Origin of the sequence: Devosia sp. ZB163, from assembly GCF_028613635.1 — a bacterium.
Taxonomy (GTDB): Bacteria; Pseudomonadota; Alphaproteobacteria; order Rhizobiales; family Devosiaceae; genus Devosia_A.
The window spans coordinates 510,554-534,485 of record NZ_JAQRMY010000001.1 but is presented as its reverse complement, the minus strand read 5'-3'; the positions used below and the strand labels follow the sequence as shown (position 1 = coordinate 534,485).

Below are 23,932 nucleotides of genomic sequence, written 5' to 3'. Positions count from 1 at the left end.
CCAGCTTGACGTTGCGCCAGCGAGCTTGTCAAACCTCGCGCCATGGCCAGCGCCGTCCATTCCCCTGCCGACCTCCCCGCCCTCGCCGCCCGCCTTCGCGCCGGCGAGCTCGTCGCCTTCCCCACGGAGACGGTCTACGGGCTGGGTGCGGACGCGACGAACTCGGATGCCGTGCTCAAGATCTACGAGACCAAGGGCCGGCCGCGCTTCAACCCGCTGATCGTACATGTCGCCGATCTCGGCATGGCCGAACAGCTGGTGGAAATCGGCCCCGTGGCCCGCGCGCTCGCCCGCTTCTGGCCGGGCCCGCTGACGCTCGTGCTGCCGCGGCGGGCGGAGGCCGGGCTCTCCGATATCGTCACCGCCGGGCTCGACACGGTCGGCATCCGCATCCCGGACCACCCGCTGGCACTCGAGTTGATCCGCGTCGCCGGACGCCCGCTCGCCGCGCCCTCGGCCAACCGCTCGGGCAAGCTCTCGCCCACCACGGCCGCACAGGTCGAGCGCGGTTTTGCCGGAGCGGTACCGGTGCTCGACGGCGGGCCGTCGCATTCGGGGGTGGAATCCACCATTCTCTCGGTCGACAGCGATGCCGTGGTCCAGCTCCGGGCCGGCGCGCTGCCGCGCGAGGAAATCGAGGCTGCGCTCGGCAGGCCGGTCGCCATCGCGGCGCATGATGCCAAGGTCGCGGCGCCGGGCATGCTGGCGAGCCACTACGCGCCCAATGCCACGCTGCGGCTCGACGCCGACAGGCCCGGTGACGGCGAGACCTATCTGGGCTTCGGCCCCGGCTGGGACGGGCCCAACCTCTCGCCGACGGGCGATTTGCGCGAAGCCGCGCGGAATCTCTTTTCCATGCTGCACCAGCTCGACGAAACCGCGAGCCGCATCGCCGTCGCGCCAATCCCCAACCTGGGACTGGGCGAGGCGATCAACGACCGGCTGAAGCGGGCGGCGGCGCCGCGGGATTAGTTGTCCCGCACCTTGTAGGGTTTCTGGTCGCGCCAGAAGCGCATCAGGCTCTCGAGGTCGGGGTCGCCGGTCTCGGGCAGGACGATCCGCAGCGTCACATAGAGGTCGCCCTTGCCGTGGAGGCCCTTGCCCTTGAGGCGCAGCGCCTTGGTCGTATTGACCGAAGCCGGCAGGTTGAGCTCGGCCGAACCATCAAGCGTGGGGACGCGGACCTTGCCGCCAAGCACAGCCTCATAGAGCGTGATCGGCACGTCGACCCGGAGGTCGCTGCCTTCGCGGCGGAACTGCTTGTGGCGCTCGAACTTGACGGTGACGATGGCGTCGCCGGGCGGGCCGCCCATGGGCGAGGCGTTGCCCTGGCCCTTGAGGCGGATCTGCTGGCCTTCCTCGACATCCTTGGGCAGCTTGACGTTGAGCGTCTTGCCGGTCGGCATGCGCAGCGGCACGCTGGCCGCCGTATGGGCTTCCTCCAGCGTCACGGTCGCCGTGGCATTGAGGTCTTCGCCGGCAAAGCTCGTGGTGCGGCTCGAATAGCCGCCGCTCGATGCGCCGCCACCGGTGAAGGGGTCCCAGCTCTGGCTGCCGGCGCCGCGGCCGCCGCCGCGCGGCTGCTGGCCGCCAAAGCCCGACATGAATTCCTTGAGGATGTCTTCGGCTGAGAAGCCTCCGGCGCCGGCCGCACCTGCGCCGGCACGGCCGCCACTGGTGCGGTTGAAGCCCGCAAAGCGTGGGTTGCCGTCGGCGTCGATCTCGCCGCGGTCGTAGCTCGCACGCTTCTCCTTGTCGGTGAGAAAGTCATAGGCAGACGAAATCTCCGCGAATTTCGCGTGAGCCTTCGGATCGTCCTGGTTCTGGTCGGGGTGATGCGCCTTGGCGAGCTTGCGATAGGCGGACTTCAGGTCCTTGTCGGTGACGGACCTCGGCACCCCGAGCACGGTATAGGGATCGCGCATCGGTTCCTTTTGGTTGGCGCGGGTTGGGATTTGCTTTCGCCCCCTGCCACATCCTATATGGCGACGCGCCCGGGCCTTGTCCAGATCGGTGCGCCAGCAGAGAGTCACCACGGGACCGAACCGCAAGGGTCGGCAAGTTTCCCGTCGGGCTTGAGGGGGTTAGCATGACGTCGACGACTTTGACCGAGCGCCTGTTCGACGATTCCGACACCGCGCCGATCGATCCCTGCTCGCTGTTCGAGGAGTGGTTCACGCTGGCCCAGGAGAGCGAGCCGAACGACCCCCACGCCATGGCTCTCGCCACCGTCGACGAGAACGGCATGCCCGACGTGCGCATGGTGCTGCTCAATGCCCGCGACGCGCGCGGCTATTGCTTCTTCACCAATTTCGAGAGCGACAAGGCGCGCGAACTGCTCGCCAACCCCAAGGCCGCCTTCGTCATGCACTGGAAGTCGCTGCGCCGGCAGATCCGCGTCCGCGGCCCGGTCGAGATCGTGCCCGATGGCGAGGCCGACGCCTATTTCGCGACCCGTGCACGGCTGAGCCAGATCGGCGCGCATGCCAGCAAGCAGTCGCGCCCGCTGGCCAACCGCTACACGCTGCTCGAGCGCGTCGAGACCCTGAAGAAGAGCTTCGGCGAGGACGAACCGGTGCAGCGCCCGCCCTACTGGTCGGGCTTCCGGCTCGTTCCCGAGGTCATGGAATTCTGGAAGGACGGCGCCAACCGCCTCCACGACCGCGTCCGCTTCACCCGCACCCTGCCCAACGGGCAATGGAAGCGGCAGCGCCTCTACCCGTAAGCTTGCTTCGCCGGCAGGAATACTTTCCGCCGCACCAACTGATTCGATCTCTATTGTAGATATTGCATGACCATGCAATCCTCACGCAGGGAGTGGCGCTGCGGTGGGGGCAAAATGGCAGCCGGGTTAAACGATTCCGCCGCGGCACCGGTGACTTTTACCGGGCCGCGCGATGAGTTCTTCGGTCGGCTGTTCGGCGGTTACCTGCTGATGCTGCCCACGCTCGGCGTCTATCGCTTCTGGGTTACGACGTTCAAGCGCAGGTTCTACTGGAGCCACACCGTCATTGATGGTGACCCGCTCGAATACACAGGAACGGCCCGGCAGTTGCTGGTCGGCTTCCTGCTTGCCATCGCGTTCTTTCTTCCAGCCTACATAGCCTTGTTTGTCCTCTCCTTGTTCGCGGGAGTAATCGGCGCGATCGGCTATGTTGTCGTGCTCGGCTGCCTGTGGTTCTTCGTCGGCTACGCGCAGTATCGCGGCCGGGACTTCCGCCTGTCGCGAACGCTCTGGCGCGGCATCCGTTTCGACCAGAAGGGCAGCGCGGTCGCATATGCGACCCGCAGGTTCCTGTGGTCCCTGCTCGTCGTGGTCACGCTCGGGCTGGCCTATCCGTTCATGTCGGCCAGCCTTTGGCGTTACCGCTACGCGAACACCTGGTTCGGCGACCGGCAGGTCAGTTTCGAGGGCACGTGGAGGACAATTGCCGGGCCCTTTTACCGCGCGTACGCGGTGGTGGCCGTTTCAGTCGGACTGGTAGTCGGACTGGGCGTGACGGGCAACCTGCGGGTGTTCGCGCTGGCACCGGTCGCGGTGATCGTCCTGGGCGGCCTGGCCCTCGTCTATTGGCGCTCGCGGGAAGCGACACGCATGTTCTCGGCAATCCGGCTCGGCCCGGCGCGCGTCGAGACCACGATCAAGGCCCGCTCCCTGTTCGGGCAGCACCTCGCGTTTGGCCTCGTCTGGCTGCTGCTGGTGATCGTGGCGTGGTTTGCGGGCTCGGCCATACTGGCTGTCGCGGGAGGCGCCGAGGGCACCCTGGCCGGTATCAGGTCAATTTCGACGAACGGCTGGGCCAGCGCCGCACTCGTTGTGGGCGGGTACGTCCTTACCGTCGGAGCCTTCTCGCTCCTCAGCGAAACCATCCTCGATTTCGGCTGGTGGAAGCTCGTTGCGGGCGGATCCTGGATCGTCAATGTCGAGAGCCTCGGCGATGTCCGCGCCATCGATGAGGACAGGTCGACGCTCGGCGAAGGTTTCGCCGACGCGCTCAATGTGGGGGCGTTCTGATGAATCCGCTGGCCCGCTACCATGACGGCAGGGTTTCCGCAGCGAGGGACGTCACCTTCGCCATCACCCGGGACACCGCTACGCCCGCGATCATCATCGCCGATGGCCAAACGCATGACGTGATCGACCGCTGGCCGATCGACGACGTGTTCGAGGTCCACGGCCTCGCCAACCGGCTGCGGCTGGGCGCCAGAGGCCGCCCCGATGGCGCACGGCTCAGCCTGACGGGAGCGCCGCTGGTCGAGGCAACCCGAAAGCTCCTGCCAGCGCTGAAGAACCAGCAGGCGAACGAACGACGCGAGCAACGCCGGCTCATCGGCATCGCATCGGGCGCGCTCTTCTCCCTGGTTGCCGCCTACGTCTTCGGCATACCGCTTCTCGCCCGTGCCCTCGTTCCGTCCATACCGCCGGAATGGGAGTCGCAGCTGGGCGAGGCGACGCTTGCACAGATCGACCAGATCATCGGCTACCAGGGACAGGTCACATTCTGCGACGAAGATCCTGATAGCCTCGCCAACCGAGCGATCGATCGCTTCGCGAGGACAGTCCTCGCCGACGCCGGGTCACCCTTCACCCCCGACGTCAAGGTCGTCGCCGCGTACATTCCCAATGCCTTCGCACTGCCCGGAGGGCACAGCTACTATTTCTCGGCGCTGCTCGAGCAGACCGAAACCGCGGACGAGTTCGCCGGGGTGCTGGCGCACGAGCTCGGCCATGTCCACCATCGGCACGGCCTCGACGGGCTGATCTCCACCTCCGCCACGGGCCTCCTCGTCGGGTTCGTGCTGGGCGACATGACCGGGCTATCGGTCGCCGGCGGCCTCGGGGCGGCCCTCATCGACACCCGTTTCTCACGTGAAGCCGAGCACGAGGCCGATGCCTTCGCCGGCGCTGTCGGGGCGCGATACGGCTTCGACCCGGCTGCGCTCGCGACGCTGATAGAGCGGGTCGCCGGCGACAACGAGGCCGGACGGTTCTTCCAGGTGTTCAGCACCCACCCGCTGACGGTGGAACGGCGGGTGGCGCTCGAACAGCTCCCCAAGCCGCCGCCGGGGTTGCGCGCCTTCGGCGACGAGGAGTGGACCGCGATCAAGCTGATGTGCGACCGGTTCAGTTGACCGTTTGCCCGTGAAGCCGAGCCGGCCCTCACCGGGATCCCGCCACGCTCCTAACAGCTTTCTTCGCGCTGGCTTTGCGTGAAGGGCCCCGGCATGGTTATGGCTAGTGCCGAGTGAAATCGGGCTGCAATGCGTATCCTTATCCGCACTTCGAAATGGGCGATCTGGGCCCGCCGACTGGGGAGCCTCGCGGTCCCCCTGACCATCATCCCGGTGTTCATGCACCGGGCGCAGATGGTTTCGTCGGGCGATTTCGCCGTGATCGAGGCCGTGGCCGCGGGCCTTGCGACGCTGGCGGTGATCCTGGCGCTCGGCGCCTTCGTTCGCCTGTGGATCACGGGCGACCGCGGCTGGGGGCGGGCCGTGTGGGGTCTCGTCTTCGGCGGGCTGTGCCTGCTGCCCTTCGCCTGGCTGGCCACCGAAGCTGCGCGCTATCCCCTCGTCAACGAGGTCAGCACGGACATCTTCGACCCGCTGACGCTGTCCTCGCCCATCCGCGTCGCCCCCACCAGTGCGGCACTGCGCGAGAAGACCGCCGCCACCTTCCCCAATGCCCGTACGCGCTCCTATCCGGTGGACGCGACCGACATGTTCACAATCGTCGCCGACCTCGTGACGGCGCGCGGCTGGGAGGTGCGGATGCGCCGGGCCCCGCCCACGGCCCTCGATTCCGGCCAGCTCAATGCCATCGCCGTGTCGCTGCTGGGGTGGCGCGACGAGGTGGCGATTCGCGTGACCGGCACTTCGCAGGGCTCGGTCATCGACATGCGCTCGGTGCCGCTGAGCGGGGGCCACGATTTCGGCGAGAACGGGCGGCGCGTCGAGGAATTCCTGCTCGCACTCGACCAGAAGATCACCCTCACCCTGCGCGACACGCCGCAGACGGCCGCCCCGGCCGACAGCGAAACCCCGCCGACCCCGGCAGCGGACGAGGATGACGACTAGGGGTTCGAGGGAAACAGCCTCATCCCCATGACGCCGTAGGTGGCCCCGATGAGCCCGCGATCGGCGAGATACTCGGCGTGGGCCTGCAGCGTCATCAGCGCCGCACCGTGAAGGGGCTGGGGCAGATCGGGATAGATGGGCTTGAGCAGGTCGCCGACCTTGCGCGCCCCGAGCCCGACGGCCTCGATCACCTGCCGGTTGCGCTCCTGCCGGTGCGCGAGGAGCGCGCTGGCATAGTCGGGCCCGTTCTCGATCAGGCCGCCATGTGCCGGCACATAGCGGGTGTAGCCGAGCCCGATTACCCTTTCGAGCGAGCGCAGATAGTCGGCCATCGAGCCGTCGGGGACCGAGACCAGCGTCGAGTTCCACCCCATGATGTGGTCGCCCGTGAGCAGCAGGGATGTCCCCTCGAGGCCGAAGGCGAGATGGTTGGCGCAGTGCCCGGGGGTCGCGACGACCTCGACCGGCACCCCGCCGACCATCAGGCGTTCGCCGTCGACGAGCACGCGGTCGGGCTCGAGGCGGAAGTCGCTGTCGGTGCCGACCGGGTTGATCTCGAACAGGCGCGCCGGCCGGCTCAGCCGATGCTTGCCGCCCGACCAGACCGGCGCACCGGTGGCCGCCTTCAGCGCCGGCACGAGGGCTGTGTGGTCGCGATGGGTATGGGTCAGGATGATGGCTTCGACCGGTCGGCCGGCTATGGCGGCGAGGAGCGCCTCGAGGTGGGTTTCGTCCTCCGGCCCCGGATCGACCACGGCGACGCTGTCGGTGCCAACGAGGAAGCTGTTGGTGCCCTTGAAGGTGTAGGGGCCGGCATTGGGCGCAGTGACACGGACGAGCCCCGGGGCAAGCTCGACCGGCAGTCCCGTCCGGGCCTCGAACTCGGTGTTGAAGCGCAGTACCGGCGGCGGGGCAGCCATTGCGCTCTCCGAAGCGACCGAATAGTAAAGGGCCCTGGAAAATCTCCTCTTGCTGAAGGATTGGCAATGGCCTTGACGCTCACCACGCCAAACACGGTTCTCGGCGTGCTTTCGCCCAAGTCGCAGTCGGCGCGCCTCGCCCTCAACATCGTCACCGTGGTGCTGGGCTCGCTGGTCCTGGCGCTGTCGGCCAAGGTCAGCGTACCGGTCATGCCGGTGCCCGTGACGCTGACGACCCTCGCCGTCGCCGCCCTCGCTGCCGGGTTCGGCTGGCGCATCGGCGTCGCGACCGTGGCGCTCTATATCGCCCAGGGCCTTGCGGGCCTGCCGGTCTTCGCCACGGGCGGCGGCCTCGACTACATCCTGCGCCCGTCCTTCGGCTTCATCCTCGGCTACCTGCCGATGGCCTACATCATCGGCCGCGCCGCCGACATGGGCGCCTCGCGCCGAATCGTGCTGCTTTTCGGCGCGATGCTCCTTGGCGATGCGGTGGCCTTCGCCTTCGGCTTCACCTGGCTGCTGGTGGTCGCCAACGTGATCATGCAGACCGGGGCGGCGCTGCCGTCCTGGCTCGATGCGACCAACCTCATCGCCACGGCCTGGAACGGCGCCGTTGCCCCGTTCATCGTGTGGGACATCCTCAAGATGGGCTTCGCGGCGCTCTCGATCGTCGGCATCTGGAAGATCCTGCCCAAGAAGGCCTGACGGTCCGAACGACAGATGCGCAAAGGGCCGGTCCTCGACCGGCCCTTTCGCTTTGGCAGGCAAGAAAGTGGCGCGGCCGGAAGCGAGAGCCGCGCCAGTTGTGTCGGGGGCTGCTGGTTGTTAGTTCGTGAACACCGCGAGCGAGCCGTCGGCGGTGACGCCGATCGCAATCACGTCTTCCGCCGTCGCGTTGTTGGCTTCGAGCCAGCTCTCGAGCGACTGGTTGGCCGCCACGGCGGCCTGCAGGTCCTCGATTTCATCGGCATTGGCGCTGAGCGCCAGGTCGAAGGCAGCCTGGTTGCCGGAATCGATCCAGGCGGCCACATCATAGGCGGTCGCATCGGTGGCGGTGACGCCGGAGAGGCTTTTCGTGGTCCACACGCTAGCGTCGATCAGCGCGATGATCTGCCCAAGCTCGTCATCGGCGGTTAAGGACGCATCGGCCGAAGCATTGGCAGTGAGCGAAGCGGACGTGCTAACGGTGTCCGAAGGGCTGGCGGCCCCCATGCTGGCACCCGCCGAGAGGTCGGCGCCGACGCCAAGCGAGAGGCCACTTCCTTCCGCGGACGTGGATGCGCCGACACCGATGGAAGCACCGAGGCCGAGGTCGAGCGCCTGGGCGGGCGCGGACAGCGCCGTGAGGCAGGCAAGCGCTGCAGCGAGGGTTTGGGTTCTCATGACTATGGCTCCTTTGCAGTTCATGCGAATCGGAGTTTGGCGCCGCCGGGCTGACATGCCGGTGAGGACGCTGTCAGCAAACGGTCAGCCGCGCTGCGCTAGGAACGCCCGCATGTTCCGCCTGATTTCGTATCGCCTGGCGCCACTTGCGCTCTTTCTCTCACTCGCCGCCACCTCGCCGGCCGCCGCGCAGGGGCTGGGACTCGGCCTCGAGCTGGGCGGGGACGACGGCGCCGGCGTCAACCTCAACATCGGCGGCGAGAGCGCCACCGGGCTCGACGTGAACGTGGGCGGCGATGGTGACAGTGACAGAGGTCTCGGACTCGATCTCAACCTGGGAGGCGGCTCCGGCGGCAGGCTCGACTTCGACCTGGGCGAGGGCGCCGACACCCTGGCGCTGGGCCAGAAACAGGCCTCGGAGGCTGTCAGGCGGGGCCGGGCGCTGCCGCTCGAGGACATTCTCCTGCGCGCCAGGCTGCTCACCGATGGCGACATCATCGATGCCCGGCTGATCGCGGTGCAGGATGTGCTGCTCTACGAGGTCAAGGTGCTGGGCAAGGCGGGTGACGTGAGCGAGCTCTACTTCTATGCTCGCTCAGGGCTCCCCGTAGGCAACTGATCGCACCATGCGCGTACTTGTCGCCGAAGACGACCGCCGGATCGCCGAAGCGCTTGCCGCAGCCCTCAAGGCCGCGGGGTTCGTCGCCGAGATCGAGGCCGACGGCGAGGACGTCTGGCACCGCGGCGATACCGAGGATTTCGACGCCATCATCCTCGACCTTGGGCTGCCCACGCTCGATGGCCTCACCATTCTCAAGCGCTGGCGCAAGGCCGGGCGCACCGGCCCGGTGCTGATCCTCACCGCGCGCGGGCACTGGGAGGAGCGTGTCGAGGGCATCGAGGCGGGCGCCGACGACTATGTGGTCAAGCCCTTCCGCGTCGAGGAAGTGGTGGCGCGCGTCCGCGCCATCGTCCGGCGCTCGAGCGGCTTTGCTTCCTCGCGCGTCGAGGTCGACGACCTCGTGCTCGACACCCGGGCCATGCAGGTGAGCCGGGACGGCGTGCCGGTCAACCTCACGCCCCAGGAATACCGCCTGTTCGCCTATCTGGCGCACCAGCGCGGCCGCGTCGTGTCGCAGCTCGAGATCACCGAGCATCTCTATGCGCAGGACTTCGAGCGCGAATCCAACTCCGTCGAGGTGCTGGTGGGGCGGGTGCGCAAGCGCCTCGGCAACGACATCATCAAGACGCGGCGCGGCTTCGGCTACTACATGGGAATGCTGGAGGAATGAGGTCGCGTTCGCTGCGCCTCAGGCTCCTGGGCGGCGCGGCCCTCTGGATCGTCCTCGCCCTCGTCGTCGCCGGTATCGCCATCGGCTGGATGTTCACCGCCAATGTCGAGCGCTCGATGCGTGAGGAGCTGACGGCGAGCCTCAACCGGCTGGTGGCGCAGATCGATCCGGCGGCCGCCGAGCCGGTCGAGCCCGGCCCCTTGCCCGACCCGCACTACGACACGCCGCTTTCCGGCGCCTATTGGCAGATCGAGGACGTGGCGACGCTCGAGTCCTGGCGCTCGCGTTCGCTGTGGGACCATGTGCTCGACACACGCAACGCTGCCGCCCCGGGCGGGGTGGAGCGCTTCTCGACGATCGCCGGACCGGGCGGGCAATCGCTGTCGGCGATGGTGCGCGAGGTAAGTTTTAGCGCTTCCGCCGGCGGCACGCCGAAGCGGTTCCGCGTCACGCTGGCCGAGGACCGGGCCCTGCTGGACGAATCGATCCGCAAGTTCGGGGGCGACCTGCTGGTGGCGCTTGCGGTCCTCGGCGTGGCGCTGATCCTGGCGGCCTGGCTGCAGGTCCGGCTTGGCCTCAAGCCGCTCGAGAGCGTGCGCGAGGGCATCGGCGCAGTCCGCCGCGGCGCGACCCAGAGGCTCGCCTCGCACTATCCCGCCGAAGTGCTGCCGCTGGTGGGCGAGGTGAATGCCCTGCTCGAGCAGCAGCAGAAATCGATGGAGTTCGCCCGTGCCCGCGCCGCCGACCTCGCCCACGGCCTCAAGACGCCGCTCTCGGTGCTGCGCAATCTCGCGGCCGAGATGAAAGCGACCGGTGAAGCGGCGGCCGGCAACGAGGTGGACGAAATCGTCGGCGAGATGGACGACCGGGTCGAGTACCAGCTCCGCCTGTCACGGCTGCGCATGCGGACCCGTGCGCACCAGCTCTCCGCCTCGCTCAACGAGGCGGTGGACCGCACCGTCGCGGTGCTGAGCCGGACGCAGGAGGGCGAGGAGCTCGACTGGCGCATCGACGTCGCGCCCGAACTCAAGGTCGATATCGACCGCCACGACCTCATGGAGCTGGTCGGGGTCATTCTCGAGAATGCCGCCAAGTGGGGCAGGTCCGCGGTCACTGTCGAGGCAGTGGTGGCCGGGGCGTACGCCGAGCTCAGGATCGCCGACGACGGCCCGGGCCTGCCCGATGATCAGGCCGCCCGGCTCGGCGAACGGGGCCTGCGCCACGACGAAAGTCGCCGCGGGTCCGGCCTCGGCCTCGCCATTGCGCTCGAAGTGGTGGCGCTCAATGCCGGCAGCGTCCGGTTCGGCCGCGCCCCGGAGGGCGGTCTCGAGGCCATCGTGCGACTGCCGCTCGCCTAGGGTGCGGCCACCAGGTCGGGACAGGTCGTCACGTCGTACTTGGCTCCGGGCTGGCCCATCTCGGCAACGACGCGGGTGTCGTAATCCTCGCGGATGGTGCCGATCTCGTCCTCGCCCTTGCCTTCCGATTCGAGCATCATGTCGGCACGGGCGCCCAGGTCATTGGACCAGGCCTCGTACTGGTCGCCCTCGACGGTGTCGCCCGAATCATAGGCGTCAGTGGAGAGCCAGTAGAAGGCGCTGCCGCACCAGAGCAGGCGGTCAGTCGCCGCCGAGATCTCCTCGGCGACAGCCGTGGTGGCAAGCACGCCCAGCAATAGCCCCAGTGCAACCTTCAGCATGGCTCCTCAGGCGATGTCCCCCGCCACGATTCGCTTGACCCCTGCAGCATTCATATCGGCCCAGGCCTGGGCGAGCGAGCCCGATGTATCGATGGCCCGGCAGGCGTCCTCGATGACGTAAGTCTCGAAGCCCGCCGCCCGCGCGTCAACGGCGGTCCAGTTCACGCAGAAGTCGGTGGCGAGGCCGGCAATGAAGAGCCGCTTGATGCCGCGCTCCTTGAGGTAGCCTTCGAGACCGGTCCTCGTCTTGCGGTCGGCCTCCCGGAATCCGGAATAGGAATCGACCACGTCGTGATGGCCCTTGCGGATCACCAGCTGGTTGTGCGGCAGTTCGATATCCGGCGAGAACTGAGCGCCGTGGGTCTCCCAGACGCAGTGATCCGGCCAGAGCACCTGCGGGCCATAGGGCAATCCCATGATGTCGAAGGGCTTGGCGCCGGCATGGCTCGAGGCGAACGAGATGTGGCCCGGCGGATGCCAGTCCTGCGTCATGACGACGTTCTCGAAGCGGCGGCCCAGCCGGTTGATCGGAATGATGATCTCGTCCCCGCCGGCGACAGCGAGTTGTCCGCCGGGCAGGAAATCGTGCTGCAGGTCGACCACGAGCAGCAGGTCTTCGGAGCGGGGGGTAAAGGCCATAACGGGTCTGTCTTTCACTGGCCGATCAAGGCCGAACAATCCTGAAATGAAAAGGCGGCGTCCTCATGGGCCCGGGCGGAGCCATTGACGACGCGGCCGACGGAGTCTTCGAGGCGGGAGCGGTAGTCGGCGAGGGCCTGGTCGGAGTAGCCGGCCTCGAGGAAGATAGGGATGGCGCGATCGATCAGGCGCTTGCCGCCATCGGCGAATATCTCGGCGGACGCGAGTTTGCCGGCCGTGGCGTCAGGCGGAGCATCGCGCGTCATGAGCTCGAAGGCGGTGCCGCACCACAGGTCCATCTGCGCTTCCGCCGGCACCTCCTGGGCATAGGCCGCGAGCGGTACGAGCGTCAGGGCCAGGACGGCCGGCAAGAGTGCGAGGAACCTCAGCATGGTCGCGTTCCTTCGGTCGGCAACGAGCGCTCCTTAGACCATACGGCGCGCCTGACGGACAAGCGGCCACGCGGGGGGCCGCGCCTTCAGAACGTTTCTCTAACCACGCGACGATGCGGCCTTTGAGGCTTATGCGCCTAAAATGCTATCGAACCGTTCAGCGTCGCAGAAGCGGCGCGTTTTTTTGGGGGCTTATGTGAAGCATCTGTTCGTGGGTGGCGTCGCCGCCGCTCTTCTCCTCGCCTTGCCCGGCGTCGCGCTGGCCGAGGACCTGGAATTCGTTCTGACCAACAGTTCGTCCTATGCGGTGAAGGCCTTCTTCACCTCGCCGGCAGATATCGACACCTGGGAAGAGGACGTGTTCGGCGAGAATTACCTGCCGGCCGGCAACTATGTGAGCATCACGATCGGCGATGGCCGCGAGCAGTGCGTCTACGACATGAAATTCATCCTCGAGGACGATTCCGAGTTCATCGAGAAGGGCATCGACCTGTGCGAACTGGGCGAATACACGCTGTCCAACGCGCAGTGATCCGGCCTGCCTGACAGGCAAGTCTTCCGGTGGCGCCATGGGTCCATGCCCGCGCCGCCGGTCCAGTCCGGGCCCTGTCCCGGTGACACCAGCCTCGCGCCTTCGTGACTTTGTACGAGCACGGCGCTTGCAGGCCCAAATCACCCCTCCTATATAGCGCTCAAGGCCCGGCGACGGGTCAATTTCAGTGAGGGAGCCCGAACCCCGCGAGGGACTTTGAGAAACTGCCGTGAGGGGTTTCAAACGGGTTCGCCAGGAAAGAGGCAGTAGGTATGGGTAAAGTCATCGGTATCGACCTCGGTACGACAAACAGCTGCGTTGCGGTCATGGACGGCAGCACGCCCAAGGTCATCGAGAACGCGGAAGGCGCACGCACCACGCCCTCCATGGTTGCATTCACCAAGGACGGCGAGCGGCTCGTCGGCCAGCCGGCCAAGCGCCAGGCGGTGACCAATCCGGAAGGCACGCTGTTCGCGGTCAAGCGCCTGATCGGCCGCCGCTACAACGACCCCATGGTCGAGAAGGACAAGGGGCTGGTCCCCTTCAAGATCGTCAACGGCGACAATGGCGACGCCTGGGTCGAGGTCGACGGCAAGAAGTACTCGCCGTCCGAGATTTCGGCGATGATCCTCACCAAGATGAAGGAAACGGCCGAGTCGTACCTGGGCGAGAACGTCACCCAGGCGGTCATCACCGTTCCCGCCTATTTCAACGATTCCCAGCGTCAGGCCACCAAGGACGCCGGCAAGATCGCCGGTCTCGAGGTGCTGCGCATCATCAACGAGCCGACGGCGGCTGCGCTCGCCTACGGCCTCGACAAGAAGAACACCGGCACCATCGCGGTCTATGACCTTGGTGGCGGCACGTTCGACATTTCCGTGCTCGAGATCGGCGACGGCGTGTTCGAGGTGAAGTCGACCAATGGCGACACCTTCCTCGGCGGCGAAGACTTCGACATGCGCCTCGTCGACTATCTCGCCGACGAGTTCAAGAAGGATCAGGGCATCGACCTCAGGAGCGACAAGCTCGCCCTGCAGCGCCTGAAGGAAGCGGCCGAGAAGGCCAAGATCGAGCTTTCGAGCGCCACCCAGACCGAGATCAACCTGCCCTTCATCACGGCCGACGCCTCGGGTCCCAAGCACCTGACGCTGAAGCTCACCCGCGCCAAGCTCGAATCGCTGGTCGACGACCTGATCCAGCGGACGGTCGAGCCCTGCCGCCAGGCCCTCAAGGATGCCGGCGTCACCGCCGCGCAGATCGACGAGGTCGTTCTCGTCGGCGGCATGACCCGCATGCCCAAGGTCGCCGAGACGGTGAAGAACTTCTTCGGCAAGGAGCCCCACAAGGGCGTGAACCCCGATGAAGTCGTGGCCATGGGCGCCGCCATCCAGGCCGGCGTGCTGCAGGGCGACGTCAAGGACGTGCTGCTGCTCGACGTCACCCCGCTGTCGCTCGGCATCGAGACGCTGGGTGGCGTGTTCACCCGCCTGATCGACCGCAACACCACGATCCCGACCAAGAAGAGCCAGGTCTTCTCGACCGCCGAGGACAACCAGAGCGCTGTGACCATCCGCGTGTTCCAGGGCGAGCGCGAGATGGCAGCCAACAACAAGCTGCTGGGCAACTTCGACCTCGCCGGCATCCCGCCGGCCCCGCGCGGCGTGCCGCAGATCGAAGTGACGTTCGACATCGACGCCAACGGCATCGTCAACGTCCACGCCAAGGACAAGGGCACCGGCAAGGAGCAGCAGATCCGCATCCAGGCCTCGGGTGGCCTGTCGGACGCCGATATCGAGCGCATGGTCAAGGAAGCCGAGGCCAATGCCGAGGCGGACAAGAAGAAGCGCGAGGCGGTCGAGGCCAAGAACCAAGCCGAATCGCTGATCCACTCGACCGAGAAGTCGCTCAAGGACTATGGCGACAAGGTCAGCGCCGAGGAGAAGGCCGCCATCGAGACCGCGATTGCGGACCTGCGCGGCGTGATCGACGGCGATGAGGCCGAGGTCATCAAGGAGAAGTCCGCGGCGCTGGCCGAGGCCTCCATGAAGCTCGGCGAGGCCATGTACAAGGCCAGCCAGGCCGAGGCGGAAGCCAAGGCCGAGGGCGGCGACCAGCCGGCCGACGACGACGTCGTCGACGCCGAGTTCGAAGAGGTCAAGGACGACAAGCGGTCGGCCTGATCCGGTTCGGACGAATCGAACAGGGCCCGGGAGCGATCCCGGGCCCTTTGCTTTTTGGCACCAGTGCCGCCCCTTCCCGCCGGACGCCGGTGCAGCATCCCCAGCTTCCGCAATCCCGCCACAGCTCCGCCCAACTCTCTTCACATCGGACGCTAAAGCTGATCGCGCTGAGGGGATGCTTGGGATTCGCTGGTAACGGCGTGCACCCGGCAGGGGCGGCGGCGGACCTCTGAGGCCATCAGGTCCGCCGTTTGGGGCGGCGGCTTCTTAGAAGGATATTGAATGTCATCGGTAGAGGTGAGGCGGTTTGCGCAGAACAGCGAACCGCACGCGGCGGCGCCAGCAGAGCTGCCTGCCGATCGGCTGGACGCCGACATGCGGCATGTCCTGACGGTGCTCGAATCGATGGGCGGCAAGCGCATCGAAGTCTGCAACTCGCCCGAAGCGCGGGCGCTGCCGACCCTCGACATGGCGCTGCGCCGGATCCTGCGCGACCAGATCGACGACATGGGCGTCAGCATGGAGATGCGGCTCATCGACGGGCATACCGGCGACCTCAGGGCCCGCATTTACCTGCCGCAGAACGACATCATCGTCGGTCCGCGACCGATGATCCTCTATTTCCACGGCGGCGGCTTCGTCCTCGGCGACGTCGACCAGTATGACGCGACCCCGCGGGCGCTTGCCGCGCGAACCGGGGCCCTCGTGGTCTCGGCCCACTACCGGAAGGCGCCGGAGCATCGTTTTCCCGCGGCGCACGAGGACGCCTGGGCGGCCTGGACGTGGCTCAACGAGCATGCCGCGGCGCTGGGCGGCGATCCGAAGCGGGCCGCGCTTGTCGGGGAGGGCTCGGGCGCCAATCTTGCCGTCAATGTCGCGCTGCGCGCCAAGCTCGAGGGGCAGGCCATGCCGCTCCACCTGGGGCTGGTGACGCCGATGGCGGCCATGCTGTTCGACCTGCCCTCGCATCTCGAGAACAAGGCGACCTTCCCCTATTCGACAGCGGCGCTCGAATGGGCGGCGCGCAAGCTCTTCCGCAAGAAGGACGAGGCCCATGACGTGCGCATGAACGTTGCCGGCCGCCTCGATCTCGACGGCCTGCCGCCGGCGACGATCATCCTCGCCGATGCCGATCCGCTCCGCTCGGAGGGCGAAGCGCTGGCCGATGCCATGCGCCGCTCGGGCGTCTGGGTCGACGAAACGCGCTACGAAGGCGTGACCCACGGTTTTTTTGGACTCTATCGGGTGGTCAACAAAGCCATGTTCGCGCACGGCCAGCTGAGCCGGAATCTGATAGCTGCCTTCGGCGGTTGACCGCATTGCGGGCTGCCGCGGTGGATAAGCAACACCACCATACTTCCCGAACCTGCACCGTTCGGTAGGATTGAAGCGATCTCAACCTATGGTAAGAGCGCGGAACAGTACTTATCTAGCCGGAATGCCTGGATTGGGCACTGGGCAGCTGGGATCGAGACGGATTGGCCAAACGCGACTTTTATGAAGTGCTCGGCGTACCTAAGGGTGCCGACGAAGCGGTGCTGAAAGGCGCCTACCGTAAGCTTGCCATGCAGTTCCACCCGGACCGCAATCCGGGCAATGCCGATGCCGAGCACAAGTTCAAGGAAATCTCCGAAGCCTACGACACGCTGAAGGACCCCCAGAAGCGCGCGGCCTACGACCGGTTCGGGCATGCGGCGTTCGAGAATGGCGGGGGCCGCGGCCCGGGCGGCTTCGGGCCGGAATTCACCTCGTCGATGTCCGATATCTTCGAGGACATCTTCGGCGACTTCATGGGCGGCGGTGGCCGCGGCCGCAGCGGCCAGTCACGCCTGCGCGGCTCGGACCTGCGCTACAACCTCGAGATCAGCCTCGAGGAGGCCTTCACCGGCCGCACCGTCGATATCGACGTGCCCACGCTCGCCGCCTGCGACACCTGCGAGGGCTCTGGCGCCAAGCCCGGCACCGGAATGTCGACCTGCCGGCACTGCAATGGCCAGGGCAAGGTGCGCGCGGCGCAGGGCTTTTTCACCATCGAGCGCACCTGCCCCATCTGTAACGGTCGCGGCCAGATCCTCGAGCAGGCCTGCACCGATTGCGGCGGCCAGGGTCGCCGCCAGCAGAACCGCACGCTGAGCGTCGATATCCCCAAGGGGATCGAGGACGGCACCCGCATCCGGCTCGCCAACGAAGGCGAGGCAGGGTTGCGCGGCGGACCGCCGGGCGATCTCTACATCTTCATCTCGATCAAGCCGCACGACCTGTTCCAGCGCGACGGCGCCGACCTCTACGCGCGCGTCCCCATCGCCATGACCACGGCGGCACTGGGCGGCGAGTTCGAGGTGCCGACGCTCGATGCATCGCGGGCCCGCGTGAAGGTCTCCTCGGGCACCCAGCCCGGCCAGCGCGTGCGGCTCAAGGGCAAGGGCATGCCGATCCTTCGTTCGAAGGATTTCGGCGACCTTTACGTCCAGCTCGACGTCGAGACGCCGCAGAACCTCAGCAAGCGCCAGCGCGAGCTGCTCGAGGAGTTCGAACGCGAATCGACCCGCGAGAACTCGCCGACCAGCGAGGGCTTCTTCGCCAAGCTGAAGAGCATCTTCGAGAACTAGGGCGAGGGCCCGCCGCCGGGCCATCCGCATTCTTCTCCCCGCCGGGGAGAGGATGGCGCGCAGTGCCGGATGAGGGGTTCTTCCACCAGCCCCGGCAAATCGGCTAGCGTTCGCGCCATGACCACTGAAGCGCCCTCCCCCAAGACTGCCATCACGCTCTGCGGTTCGCTCCGCAAGGAGTCGATCAACGAGCCGCTTCGCCGGTTGATGTCGAACAAGCTGCGCGAAGCCGGCGTCGAGGTCACCGACCTCGACCTGCGCGACTTCGACATGCCGATCTTCAATCAGGACATCGAGGAAACCGGCGAGACGCCGGAGGCAGCCAAGCGCCTCGCGGACATGTTCCGCAGCTACGACATCGTCTTCATCGCCTCGCCCGAGTACAACGGCGGCGTCACTCCGCTCATCGTCAACATGATCTCGTGGGTGAGCCGGCAGAAGCCGAACCCGTTCAAACACGCGATCTTCGGCATCGGCGGGGTGAGCGACGGCAAGTACGCCACCATCTTCGCGCTCTCGCACCTGCGCGATTCTCTCAGCAAGCTGGGCGCGCTGGTCGTGCCGACGCTGCTCGGCATCGGGCCCTACCCCGACGTCTTCGACGAGAATGGCGAGCCGAACGAAGCCAACATCAAGTGGAAGGTCGGCCAGACGGTGCGCGAGCTCACCCACTTCTCGCGCGGCGGCATCTGACGTGAGCTACGCGCTCTACATCACCCATCCGCAGGTTGTGCAGGACCCGGCCGTGCCGGTGCCGCGCTGGGGGCTCTCGTCGCTCGGCAGGTCACGTGCAGAACGATTCGCGAACCACCCGCTGGTCCGCGCCGCCACGAGGGTCGTCTCGAGCCCGGAAACCAAGGCTCTCGAGCTCGCGGCGATTCTCGGTACGGTGTCCGGCAAGCCTGTGGACAGCGGGGATAACTTTGCCGAGAACGACCGGACGAGCACCGGCTATGTCGGGCCCGACCGCTTCGAGCAGCTGGCCGACGCGTTCTTCGCGAGCCCGGACGATTCGGCGGAAGGCTGGGAAACCGCCCGGGCGGCGCAGCGTCGGATCACCGCCGCCTTCGAGGCCGCGCTGGCGAACCACGACCCATCCCTGCCCATCGCATTCGCCGGGCACGGCGCTGTCGGGACGCTCCTCAAATGCCAGCTCGGCGGCCGCGCCATTTCGCGCAACGAGGATCAGCGCCGGATCGGCGATCCCGGCGGCGGCAACGTCTTCGTCGTCCGCCTGTCGGACCGGGCGCTGCTCACCGACTGGCTGGCCATGGAAGTGCTACCGGACACAATCACCGGCCTCTAGCTCCCCTCCCCCTTGAGGGGAGGGGCTGGGGGTGGGGGTCCATCGGTGATCACCGCACCACCCCCTCCTCGATCCCTCCCCGGGGAGGGAGGCGGCCTAGCGACCCGGCGCCCACTCGGCGAGCCCGAACAGCTCCACTGCATCCTCGAGGGCGCTTTTCAGCCTGTCGAGGCGGGCGACGTCGTGCTCGATCTCGCGCAGGCGGACCGGACCGGCGGACGGGATCTTCGCGACGAGTTCCGCCCCCTTGTCGGTCAGCCCCACAAGACGCGCCCGCCTGTCATTGGGATCGGTGCGGACGGCGACGAGATCCATGCGGCGCAGTTCGTCGATCGACTGGCCGAGCGTCGCCGGATGCATCACGAGGGCCTTGCGCAGCGCCGCAAGCGGCAGCTGTGGTCGTTCGGCACAGATGCGCAGCACCTGCAGCTGCAGCCCGGTGATGCCGAAGCGCTTCTTCAGCTCGGCCTCGAATGCCGCCATCGCGCGCTCGAGCCGCACCCACGCGACGGTGGCGGAAAGCGCCTGCTGCTGCATGTAACCCCGACCGAATCCAGACGTCCTATGGCGCCATACTGAGTGCGGCCAGTCCGGCGTACAAGGCTTGACCGACCATGCCGACGCATGCAAAGAGCCCAAAAATCCGGAGACATCTGATGGCTGGCACGCTCATTGTGGCGCTCGATCTCGACACCCGAGACGAGGCCGAACGCTTGGTCGCGGACCTTGGCGACGCGGTCGATTTCTACAAGATCGGCTACCAGCTCTTCTACGGCGGCGACGGACTGAACCTCGGCAAGGCGCTGCTCGCCGCCGGCAAGCGCGTATTCTTCGACCTCAAGATGCTCGATATCGACAACACCGTCGAAAAGGGCGTCGGCGCCATCGCCAGGACCGGCGCCACCATGGTCACCGTCCACGCCTATCCCAAGACCATGCGTGCGGCAGCCAAGGCTGCGGCCGGGTCGGGGCTCACCGTGCTGGGCGTCACCGTGCTGACCTCGATGGACGACGCCGACCTGATCGAAGCCGGTTATGCCCGCGATGCGGCAGGCCTCGTGGCGCTGCGCGCCGAGCAGGCCCGGGCCGCGGGCATCGGGGGGATCGTGTGCTCACCTAACGAGGCGCAGATGGTCAGGGCCATCGTCGGACCGCAGCTCGATATCGTCACGCCGGGCATCCGCCCCTCCGGCAGCGCGCTGGGTGACCAGAAGCGCGTCATGGGGCCGGCCGAAGCCCTCGCAGCCGGCGCCAGTCACCTCGTTGTCGGACGGCCCATCACGGCCGCCGCCAATCCCCGGGCCTCCGCGCAGGCCATTCTTGCCGAAATGGCTGGTGGCACGCGGTTGGCTTGAGCCCCCGGCCTGCGCTATAGGCGTCGGTCAACAACGAGGGATCAGCATGTCGGACCTGAAGGTTGCAGTCGCCGGAGCGGGCGGACGCATGGGCGGCGCGAACATTCGCGCCATCGTTGCGACGCCGGGCCTCACCGTTCACTCCGCCTTCGATCGCAGCGGCGCGCCGCCGATCGGCAAGGATGCCGGCGAACTCGCGGGCGTCGATGCGCTGGGCGTCGCCATCACCGACAACGTCGAGGCAGCCCTTTCTGGCGCCGATGCGATCATCGACTTCACGGCCCCGGCCAATTCAGTCGCGCTCGCCAACGAGGCGGCGAAGCGCGGGCTGATCCACATCATCGGCACCACCGGGTGCAGCGAGGCCGACGACGCGGCGATCGCCGCTGCCGCAGCGAACGGCGCGCGCATCGTCAAGGACGGCAATTTCTCGCTCGGCGTCAACCTGCTGCTCGGCCTCGTCAGGCAGGCGGCGGCGGCGCTGCCGGACTTCGATATCGAGGTCCTCGAGATGCACCACAACAAGAAGGTGGATGCGCCCTCGGGCACGGCACTGATGTTGGGCAAAGCGGCGGCACGCGGCCGTAACGTCGACCTCAGGACGCATTCGGTTCGCGTTCGCGACGGCCATACCGGCGCGCGTGAAGCGGGCAGCATCGGCTTTGCGACGCTGCGCGGCGGCAACGTCATCGGCGAGCACAAGGTGATCCTCGCCGGGCCGGCCGAGCGGATCGAACTCACGCATATCGCCGACAATCGTGCGCTCTTTGCCGACGGCGCGATGCGAGCAGCGCTCTGGGCCCGCGACCAGCGGCCCGGCCTCTATTCCATGGCCGATGTGCTCGGCTTCAACTGAACCCAGGAAACTGTCGATGACCGGTACGCTGATCCTCGTGCGCCATGGCGAGAGCGAGTGGAACCTCAAGAACCTCTTCACCGGGTGGCGCAACCCGGACCTCACCGAGAAGGGAATCGGGGAGGCCAAGGCGACCGGCGAGCGGCTGAAGAAGGCCGGGCTCGTGCCCGACGTCTACTTCACCTCGGCGCTGCGCCGCGCCCAGCACACGCTCGACCTGATCCTCGACGAGCTCGGCATCACCGAGGTGACGATCACCCGTTCCAAGGCGCTCAACGAGCGCGACTATGGCGATCTCGCCGGCCTCAACAAGGACGATGCCCGCAAGAAGTGGGGTGAGGAACAGGTCCATGTCTGGCGCCGCTCCTTCGACGTGCCCCCGCCGGGCGGCGAGAGCCTCAAGGACACCGCGGCGCGCACGCTGCCCTATTTCGACAAGGAAATCCTGCCCCTGCTCAAGGCCGGCAAGACCGTCCTCGTCGCTGCCCATGGCAACTCGCTGCGCTCCATCGTCATGGCGATCGAAGGCCTGACGCCCGAGCAGATCCTGAAGCGCGAACTCGCGACGGGCGAGCCGGTGGTCTACAAGATCGGCGCGGACGGGAAGCTGGCGGGGACGGTGGCGGTCTAGGCGCAAGCCGATAGAGACGGCCCCCTCCCATCCTCCCCCATGAAGGGGTAGGTGCCGCATCCAGTATTTGGCACGATCCAGCCACAAGCTCGACTCTTCACCTCCCCCTTCATGGGGGAGGCCGGGAGGGGGCCGTCCGGCTCAGTGACGCACTGGCTAAGCCCCGACCACCCCACTCTCCCATCCCAGGATCGCGCGCTTCCGTGGCAGGCCCCAGTGGTAGCCGGTGAGCGCGCCGCTCGAACCCACCACGCGGTGGCAGGGGACGACGAAGCTGATCGGGTTCTTGCCCACGGCCGCGCCGACGGCGCGTGCTGCGGTGGGCTTGCCGATATGGTCGGCGACCTTCTGGTAGGTGGTCGCCTTGCCGACCGGAATCCTCAGCAACGTCTCCCAGACCTTGACCTCGAAGTCCGTGCCGATCAGCACCACGCGCACCGGCTCCTCGGCGTTCCAGCGACCGGGATCGAAGACACGAGCGGCGACGGGTGCCACCGCCTTGTCGTCGCGGCGATAACGGGCGTTGGGCCAGCGGTCGGCGAGGTCCTCGAAGGCTTCCTCGATGCTCATGCGCTCATCGGCGAAGCCGATGCCCGAGAGGCCATACTCCGTCATGGTCAGCACGGCGGTGCCGAACGGGGAGGGCGCGACGCCCCAGGTCATCTCGATGCCCTCGCCCCTGTTGCGATAGGCGCCGGGCGGCATGGCCTCGTGGGTGACGAAGAGATCATGCAGGCGCGAGGTCGATGAGAGGCCGACCTCATAGGTGGTGTCCAGAACGCTCTGGTTGTCTGCCAGCAGCTTCTTGGCGTGGTTGAGCGCCACGCACTGGGCGAAGCTCTTCGGGCTCAACCCGCACCAGCGGCGGAAGAGGTCGGTGAGCTGCCGCTCGGTCAGCCCGAGCGCACGGGCAAAGCGCGGCAGGTCGGTTTCATCGGGCAGCGTCTCGCTGAGATAGGCGATCGCGGCCTGGACGGTCTCGTAGTCCGAATTGGCGATGATGGTTTCATGCTTGCTCATGCGGACATAGATAGGCGCGCGCACCGGTCGAAGCGACCCGGATTTGACCGCGGGCCGGGACTTCATCGCATCTTCATCCCTTGGGCGCTATCTGCTAAAGCCCGCGCGCCACACAGGGACCTCACGCCATGCGCACCGCCGAGATTGCACGCAAGACCAACGAGACCGACATCACCGTGTCGGTGAATCTCGATGGTACCGGCAAGCATGACATGCAGACCGGCATCGGCTTTCTCGACCACATGCTCGACCAGCTGTCCAAGCACTCGCTGATCGACATGACGGTGCGCGCCAAGGGCGACCTGCATATCGACTTCCACCACACGGCCGAGGATGTCGGCATCGCGCTGGGTGAAGCGGTGAAAAAGGCGCTCGGCAACAAGAAGGGCATCCGCCGCTACGCCAGCTCGGACCTGCCGATGGACGGCACGCTGACCCGCGTCGCGCTCGACGTCTCGGGCCGGCCGTTCCTCGTGTGGAAGGTCGAGTTCACCCGCGACAAGGTGGGCGAGATGGATACCGAACTCTTCCGCGAGTGGTTCCAGGCCTTCGCGATGAATGCCGGGATCACGCTCCACGTCGAGACCTTCTACGGCGACAACAACCACCATATTGCCGAAAGCGCCTTCAAGGCGCTGGCCCGGGCGCTGCGCTCGGCCGTGGAGATCGATCCGCGGGCAGCGGATGCGATCCCATCGACCAAAGGCACGCTGTAACGCTCAGGGCTTCGGCCGGCCTTCGTCGTCCGTCTCCGTCCCGGGCAGCGGCATGACGTCCACCCTGCGGCGCCAGCATAACACCGGTCGCAACCTGCGACCGGTTCAAACTGTCGGAGCGGTCGGCAGGATCAGCTGAAGCCGTGCATGGCTGCGATGACCAGTACCGCGACGGTGAATACCGCTATGAAGCCGAGCAGCCCGGCCGCGAGCCAGCCCAGGAATATCGCCTGGCCGATATCACCATCGCTCGGGCTGGAACCGAGCCCATCAGTTGAATCGTGCGACATATGCCTCTCCTCATGGCTCCGGCGCCGAACGATG

The 23,932-nt window shown here is 67.0% G+C and carries 28 protein-coding genes; 19 read left to right on the top strand and 9 right to left on the bottom strand.

Going from position 1 to position 23,932, the window contains the following annotated elements:
* The first annotated feature begins 42 nt into the window (after positions 1-42).
* A complete protein-coding gene (locus PRN20_RS02670; RefSeq protein ID WP_273955507.1) occupies positions 43-972 on the top strand; it encodes an L-threonylcarbamoyladenylate synthase in 930 nt (309 codons plus the stop codon).
* Here the strand turns inward: PRN20_RS02670 and PRN20_RS02665 are convergent.
* A complete protein-coding gene (locus tag PRN20_RS02665) occupies positions 969-1,925 on the bottom strand; it encodes a DnaJ C-terminal domain-containing protein (protein ID WP_273955506.1) in 957 nt (318 codons plus the stop codon). The two genes, PRN20_RS02670 and PRN20_RS02665, sit on opposite strands and share 4 nt — an antisense overlap.
* Positions 1,926-2,089: 164 nt before the next feature.
* On the opposite strand from PRN20_RS02665, the gene pdxH reads away from it, so the two are divergent.
* The 4 genes from pdxH (at position 2,090) to PRN20_RS02645 (ending at position 6,078) form a co-directional block, all read left to right on the top strand.
* On the top strand, positions 2,090-2,725 hold the full coding sequence (gene pdxH, locus PRN20_RS02660; protein WP_273955505.1) for a pyridoxamine 5'-phosphate oxidase: 636 nt from the start codon (positions 2,090-2,092) through the stop codon (positions 2,723-2,725).
* 66 nt (positions 2,726-2,791) lie between these two features.
* On the top strand, positions 2,792-4,015 hold the full coding sequence (locus tag PRN20_RS02655; protein WP_273955504.1) for a DUF898 family protein: 1,224 nt from the start codon (positions 2,792-2,794) through the stop codon (positions 4,013-4,015).
* Positions 4,015-5,133: a M48 family metallopeptidase gene (locus PRN20_RS02650; protein WP_273955503.1), complete on the top strand. Its 1,119-nt coding sequence runs from the start codon at positions 4,015-4,017 to the stop codon at positions 5,131-5,133. The genes PRN20_RS02655 and PRN20_RS02650 overlap by 1 nt, the downstream gene beginning before the upstream one ends.
* Positions 5,134-5,262: 129 nt before the next feature.
* Positions 5,263-6,078 (top strand): DUF1499 domain-containing protein, encoded by an 816-nt coding sequence (locus PRN20_RS02645; protein WP_273955502.1) that lies wholly within the window; start codon positions 5,263-5,265, stop codon positions 6,076-6,078.
* Here PRN20_RS02645 and PRN20_RS02640 read toward each other — a convergent pair.
* Entirely contained in the window at positions 6,075-6,998 is a 924-nt protein-coding gene (locus PRN20_RS02640) for an MBL fold metallo-hydrolase (RefSeq protein WP_273955501.1), read from the bottom strand. The two genes, PRN20_RS02645 and PRN20_RS02640, sit on opposite strands and share 4 nt — an antisense overlap.
* A gap of 66 nt (positions 6,999-7,064) precedes the next feature.
* Between PRN20_RS02640 and PRN20_RS02635 the strand changes: the two genes are divergently transcribed.
* A complete protein-coding gene (locus tag PRN20_RS02635; protein ID WP_273955500.1) occupies positions 7,065-7,703 on the top strand; it encodes a biotin transporter BioY in 639 nt (212 codons plus the stop codon).
* Between the two features lie 120 nt (positions 7,704-7,823).
* On the opposite strand, the gene PRN20_RS02630 is transcribed toward PRN20_RS02635, so the two are convergent.
* Complete coding sequence (locus tag PRN20_RS02630; RefSeq protein ID WP_273955499.1) at positions 7,824-8,381, bottom strand: hypothetical protein; 558 nt, start codon at positions 8,379-8,381, stop codon at positions 7,824-7,826.
* Between the two features lie 112 nt (positions 8,382-8,493).
* Here PRN20_RS02630 and PRN20_RS02625 point away from each other — a divergent pair, with 112 nt between their 5' ends.
* The 3 genes from PRN20_RS02625 to PRN20_RS02615 are packed head-to-tail and all read left to right on the top strand — an operon-like array spanning position 8,494 to position 11,031.
* A complete protein-coding gene (locus PRN20_RS02625) occupies positions 8,494-9,000 on the top strand; it encodes a PepSY domain-containing protein (protein WP_273955498.1) in 507 nt (168 codons plus the stop codon).
* A 7-nt stretch (positions 9,001-9,007) separates the two neighbouring features.
* Complete coding sequence (locus PRN20_RS02620) at positions 9,008-9,673, top strand: response regulator transcription factor (protein ID WP_273955497.1); 666 nt, start codon at positions 9,008-9,010, stop codon at positions 9,671-9,673.
* Positions 9,670-11,031 (top strand): sensor histidine kinase, encoded by a 1,362-nt coding sequence (locus PRN20_RS02615; RefSeq protein ID WP_273955496.1) that lies wholly within the window; start codon positions 9,670-9,672, stop codon positions 11,029-11,031. The genes PRN20_RS02620 and PRN20_RS02615 overlap by 4 nt, the downstream gene beginning before the upstream one ends.
* On the opposite strand, the gene PRN20_RS02610 is transcribed toward PRN20_RS02615, so the two are convergent.
* Genes PRN20_RS02610 through PRN20_RS02600 form a run of 3 tightly spaced genes read right to left on the bottom strand, consistent with a single transcriptional unit; the run spans position 11,028 to position 12,403 of the window.
* On the bottom strand, positions 11,028-11,372 hold the full coding sequence (locus PRN20_RS02610) for a hypothetical protein (RefSeq protein ID WP_273955495.1): 345 nt from the start codon (positions 11,370-11,372) through the stop codon (positions 11,028-11,030). The two genes, PRN20_RS02615 and PRN20_RS02610, sit on opposite strands and share 4 nt — an antisense overlap.
* A gap of 6 nt (positions 11,373-11,378) precedes the next feature.
* On the bottom strand, positions 11,379-12,011 hold the full coding sequence (pncA, locus tag PRN20_RS02605; RefSeq protein WP_273955494.1) for a bifunctional nicotinamidase/pyrazinamidase: 633 nt from the start codon (positions 12,009-12,011) through the stop codon (positions 11,379-11,381).
* A 14-nt stretch (positions 12,012-12,025) separates the two neighbouring features.
* Positions 12,026-12,403 carry a hypothetical protein gene (locus PRN20_RS02600; RefSeq protein WP_273955493.1) on the bottom strand — a complete coding sequence of 126 codons (378 nt, stop codon included), beginning with the start codon at positions 12,401-12,403 and terminating at the stop codon, positions 12,026-12,028.
* A 196-nt stretch (positions 12,404-12,599) separates the two neighbouring features.
* Here PRN20_RS02600 and PRN20_RS02595 point away from each other — a divergent pair, with 196 nt between their 5' ends.
* The 6 genes from PRN20_RS02595 (at position 12,600) to PRN20_RS02570 (ending at position 19,030) form a co-directional block, all read left to right on the top strand.
* Positions 12,600-12,935 carry a hypothetical protein gene (locus PRN20_RS02595; RefSeq protein ID WP_273955492.1) on the top strand — a complete coding sequence of 112 codons (336 nt, stop codon included), beginning with the start codon at positions 12,600-12,602 and terminating at the stop codon, positions 12,933-12,935.
* A gap of 272 nt (positions 12,936-13,207) precedes the next feature.
* Positions 13,208-15,115, top strand: a complete 1,908-nt coding sequence (gene dnaK / locus PRN20_RS02590; RefSeq protein WP_273955491.1) for a molecular chaperone DnaK — start codon at positions 13,208-13,210, stop codon at positions 15,113-15,115.
* 282 nt (positions 15,116-15,397) lie between these two features.
* The gene (locus PRN20_RS02585; RefSeq protein WP_273955490.1) at positions 15,398-16,429 is read left to right on the top strand and encodes an alpha/beta hydrolase; all 1,032 of its coding nucleotides are present in this window, start codon (positions 15,398-15,400) and stop codon (positions 16,427-16,429) included.
* 164 nt (positions 16,430-16,593) lie between these two features.
* Complete coding sequence (gene dnaJ, locus PRN20_RS02580) at positions 16,594-17,724, top strand: molecular chaperone DnaJ (RefSeq protein WP_273955489.1); 1,131 nt, start codon at positions 16,594-16,596, stop codon at positions 17,722-17,724.
* Positions 17,725-17,841: 117 nt separating this feature from the next.
* Positions 17,842-18,417, top strand: coding sequence for an NADPH-dependent FMN reductase (locus PRN20_RS02575; protein WP_273955488.1), 576 nt, complete (start codon positions 17,842-17,844; stop codon positions 18,415-18,417).
* Position 18,418: 1 nt separating this feature from the next.
* Positions 18,419-19,030 carry a histidine phosphatase family protein gene (locus tag PRN20_RS02570; protein ID WP_273955487.1) on the top strand — a complete coding sequence of 204 codons (612 nt, stop codon included), beginning with the start codon at positions 18,419-18,421 and terminating at the stop codon, positions 19,028-19,030.
* Between the two features lie 96 nt (positions 19,031-19,126).
* On the opposite strand, the gene PRN20_RS02565 is transcribed toward PRN20_RS02570, so the two are convergent.
* A complete protein-coding gene (locus tag PRN20_RS02565; protein ID WP_273955486.1) occupies positions 19,127-19,567 on the bottom strand; it encodes a MarR family winged helix-turn-helix transcriptional regulator in 441 nt (146 codons plus the stop codon).
* 119 nt (positions 19,568-19,686) lie between these two features.
* Here PRN20_RS02565 and pyrF point away from each other — a divergent pair, with 119 nt between their 5' ends.
* From pyrF to PRN20_RS02550, 3 genes are read left to right on the top strand one after another with little or no spacing between them, the layout of a single operon-like run.
* The gene (pyrF, locus tag PRN20_RS02560) at positions 19,687-20,385 is read left to right on the top strand and encodes an orotidine-5'-phosphate decarboxylase (protein ID WP_273955485.1); all 699 of its coding nucleotides are present in this window, start codon (positions 19,687-19,689) and stop codon (positions 20,383-20,385) included.
* Between the two features lie 46 nt (positions 20,386-20,431).
* Entirely contained in the window at positions 20,432-21,241 is an 810-nt protein-coding gene (gene dapB / locus PRN20_RS02555) for a 4-hydroxy-tetrahydrodipicolinate reductase (RefSeq protein ID WP_273955484.1), read from the top strand.
* Between the two features lie 16 nt (positions 21,242-21,257).
* A complete protein-coding gene (locus tag PRN20_RS02550) occupies positions 21,258-21,872 on the top strand; it encodes a 2,3-bisphosphoglycerate-dependent phosphoglycerate mutase (RefSeq protein ID WP_273955483.1) in 615 nt (204 codons plus the stop codon).
* A gap of 156 nt (positions 21,873-22,028) precedes the next feature.
* On the opposite strand, the gene PRN20_RS02545 is transcribed toward PRN20_RS02550, so the two are convergent.
* Entirely contained in the window at positions 22,029-22,892 is an 864-nt protein-coding gene (locus PRN20_RS02545) for a methylated-DNA--[protein]-cysteine S-methyltransferase (protein ID WP_273955482.1), read from the bottom strand.
* 128 nt (positions 22,893-23,020) lie between these two features.
* On the opposite strand from PRN20_RS02545, the gene hisB reads away from it, so the two are divergent.
* Positions 23,021-23,608: an imidazoleglycerol-phosphate dehydratase HisB gene (gene hisB / locus PRN20_RS02540; protein WP_273955481.1), complete on the top strand. Its 588-nt coding sequence runs from the start codon at positions 23,021-23,023 to the stop codon at positions 23,606-23,608.
* Between the two features lie 131 nt (positions 23,609-23,739).
* Here the strand turns inward: hisB and PRN20_RS02535 are convergent, their stop codons facing one another.
* Positions 23,740-23,898, bottom strand: a complete 159-nt coding sequence (locus PRN20_RS02535; protein ID WP_273955480.1) for a hypothetical protein — start codon at positions 23,896-23,898, stop codon at positions 23,740-23,742.
* Positions 23,899-23,932: the final 34 nt, after the last annotated feature.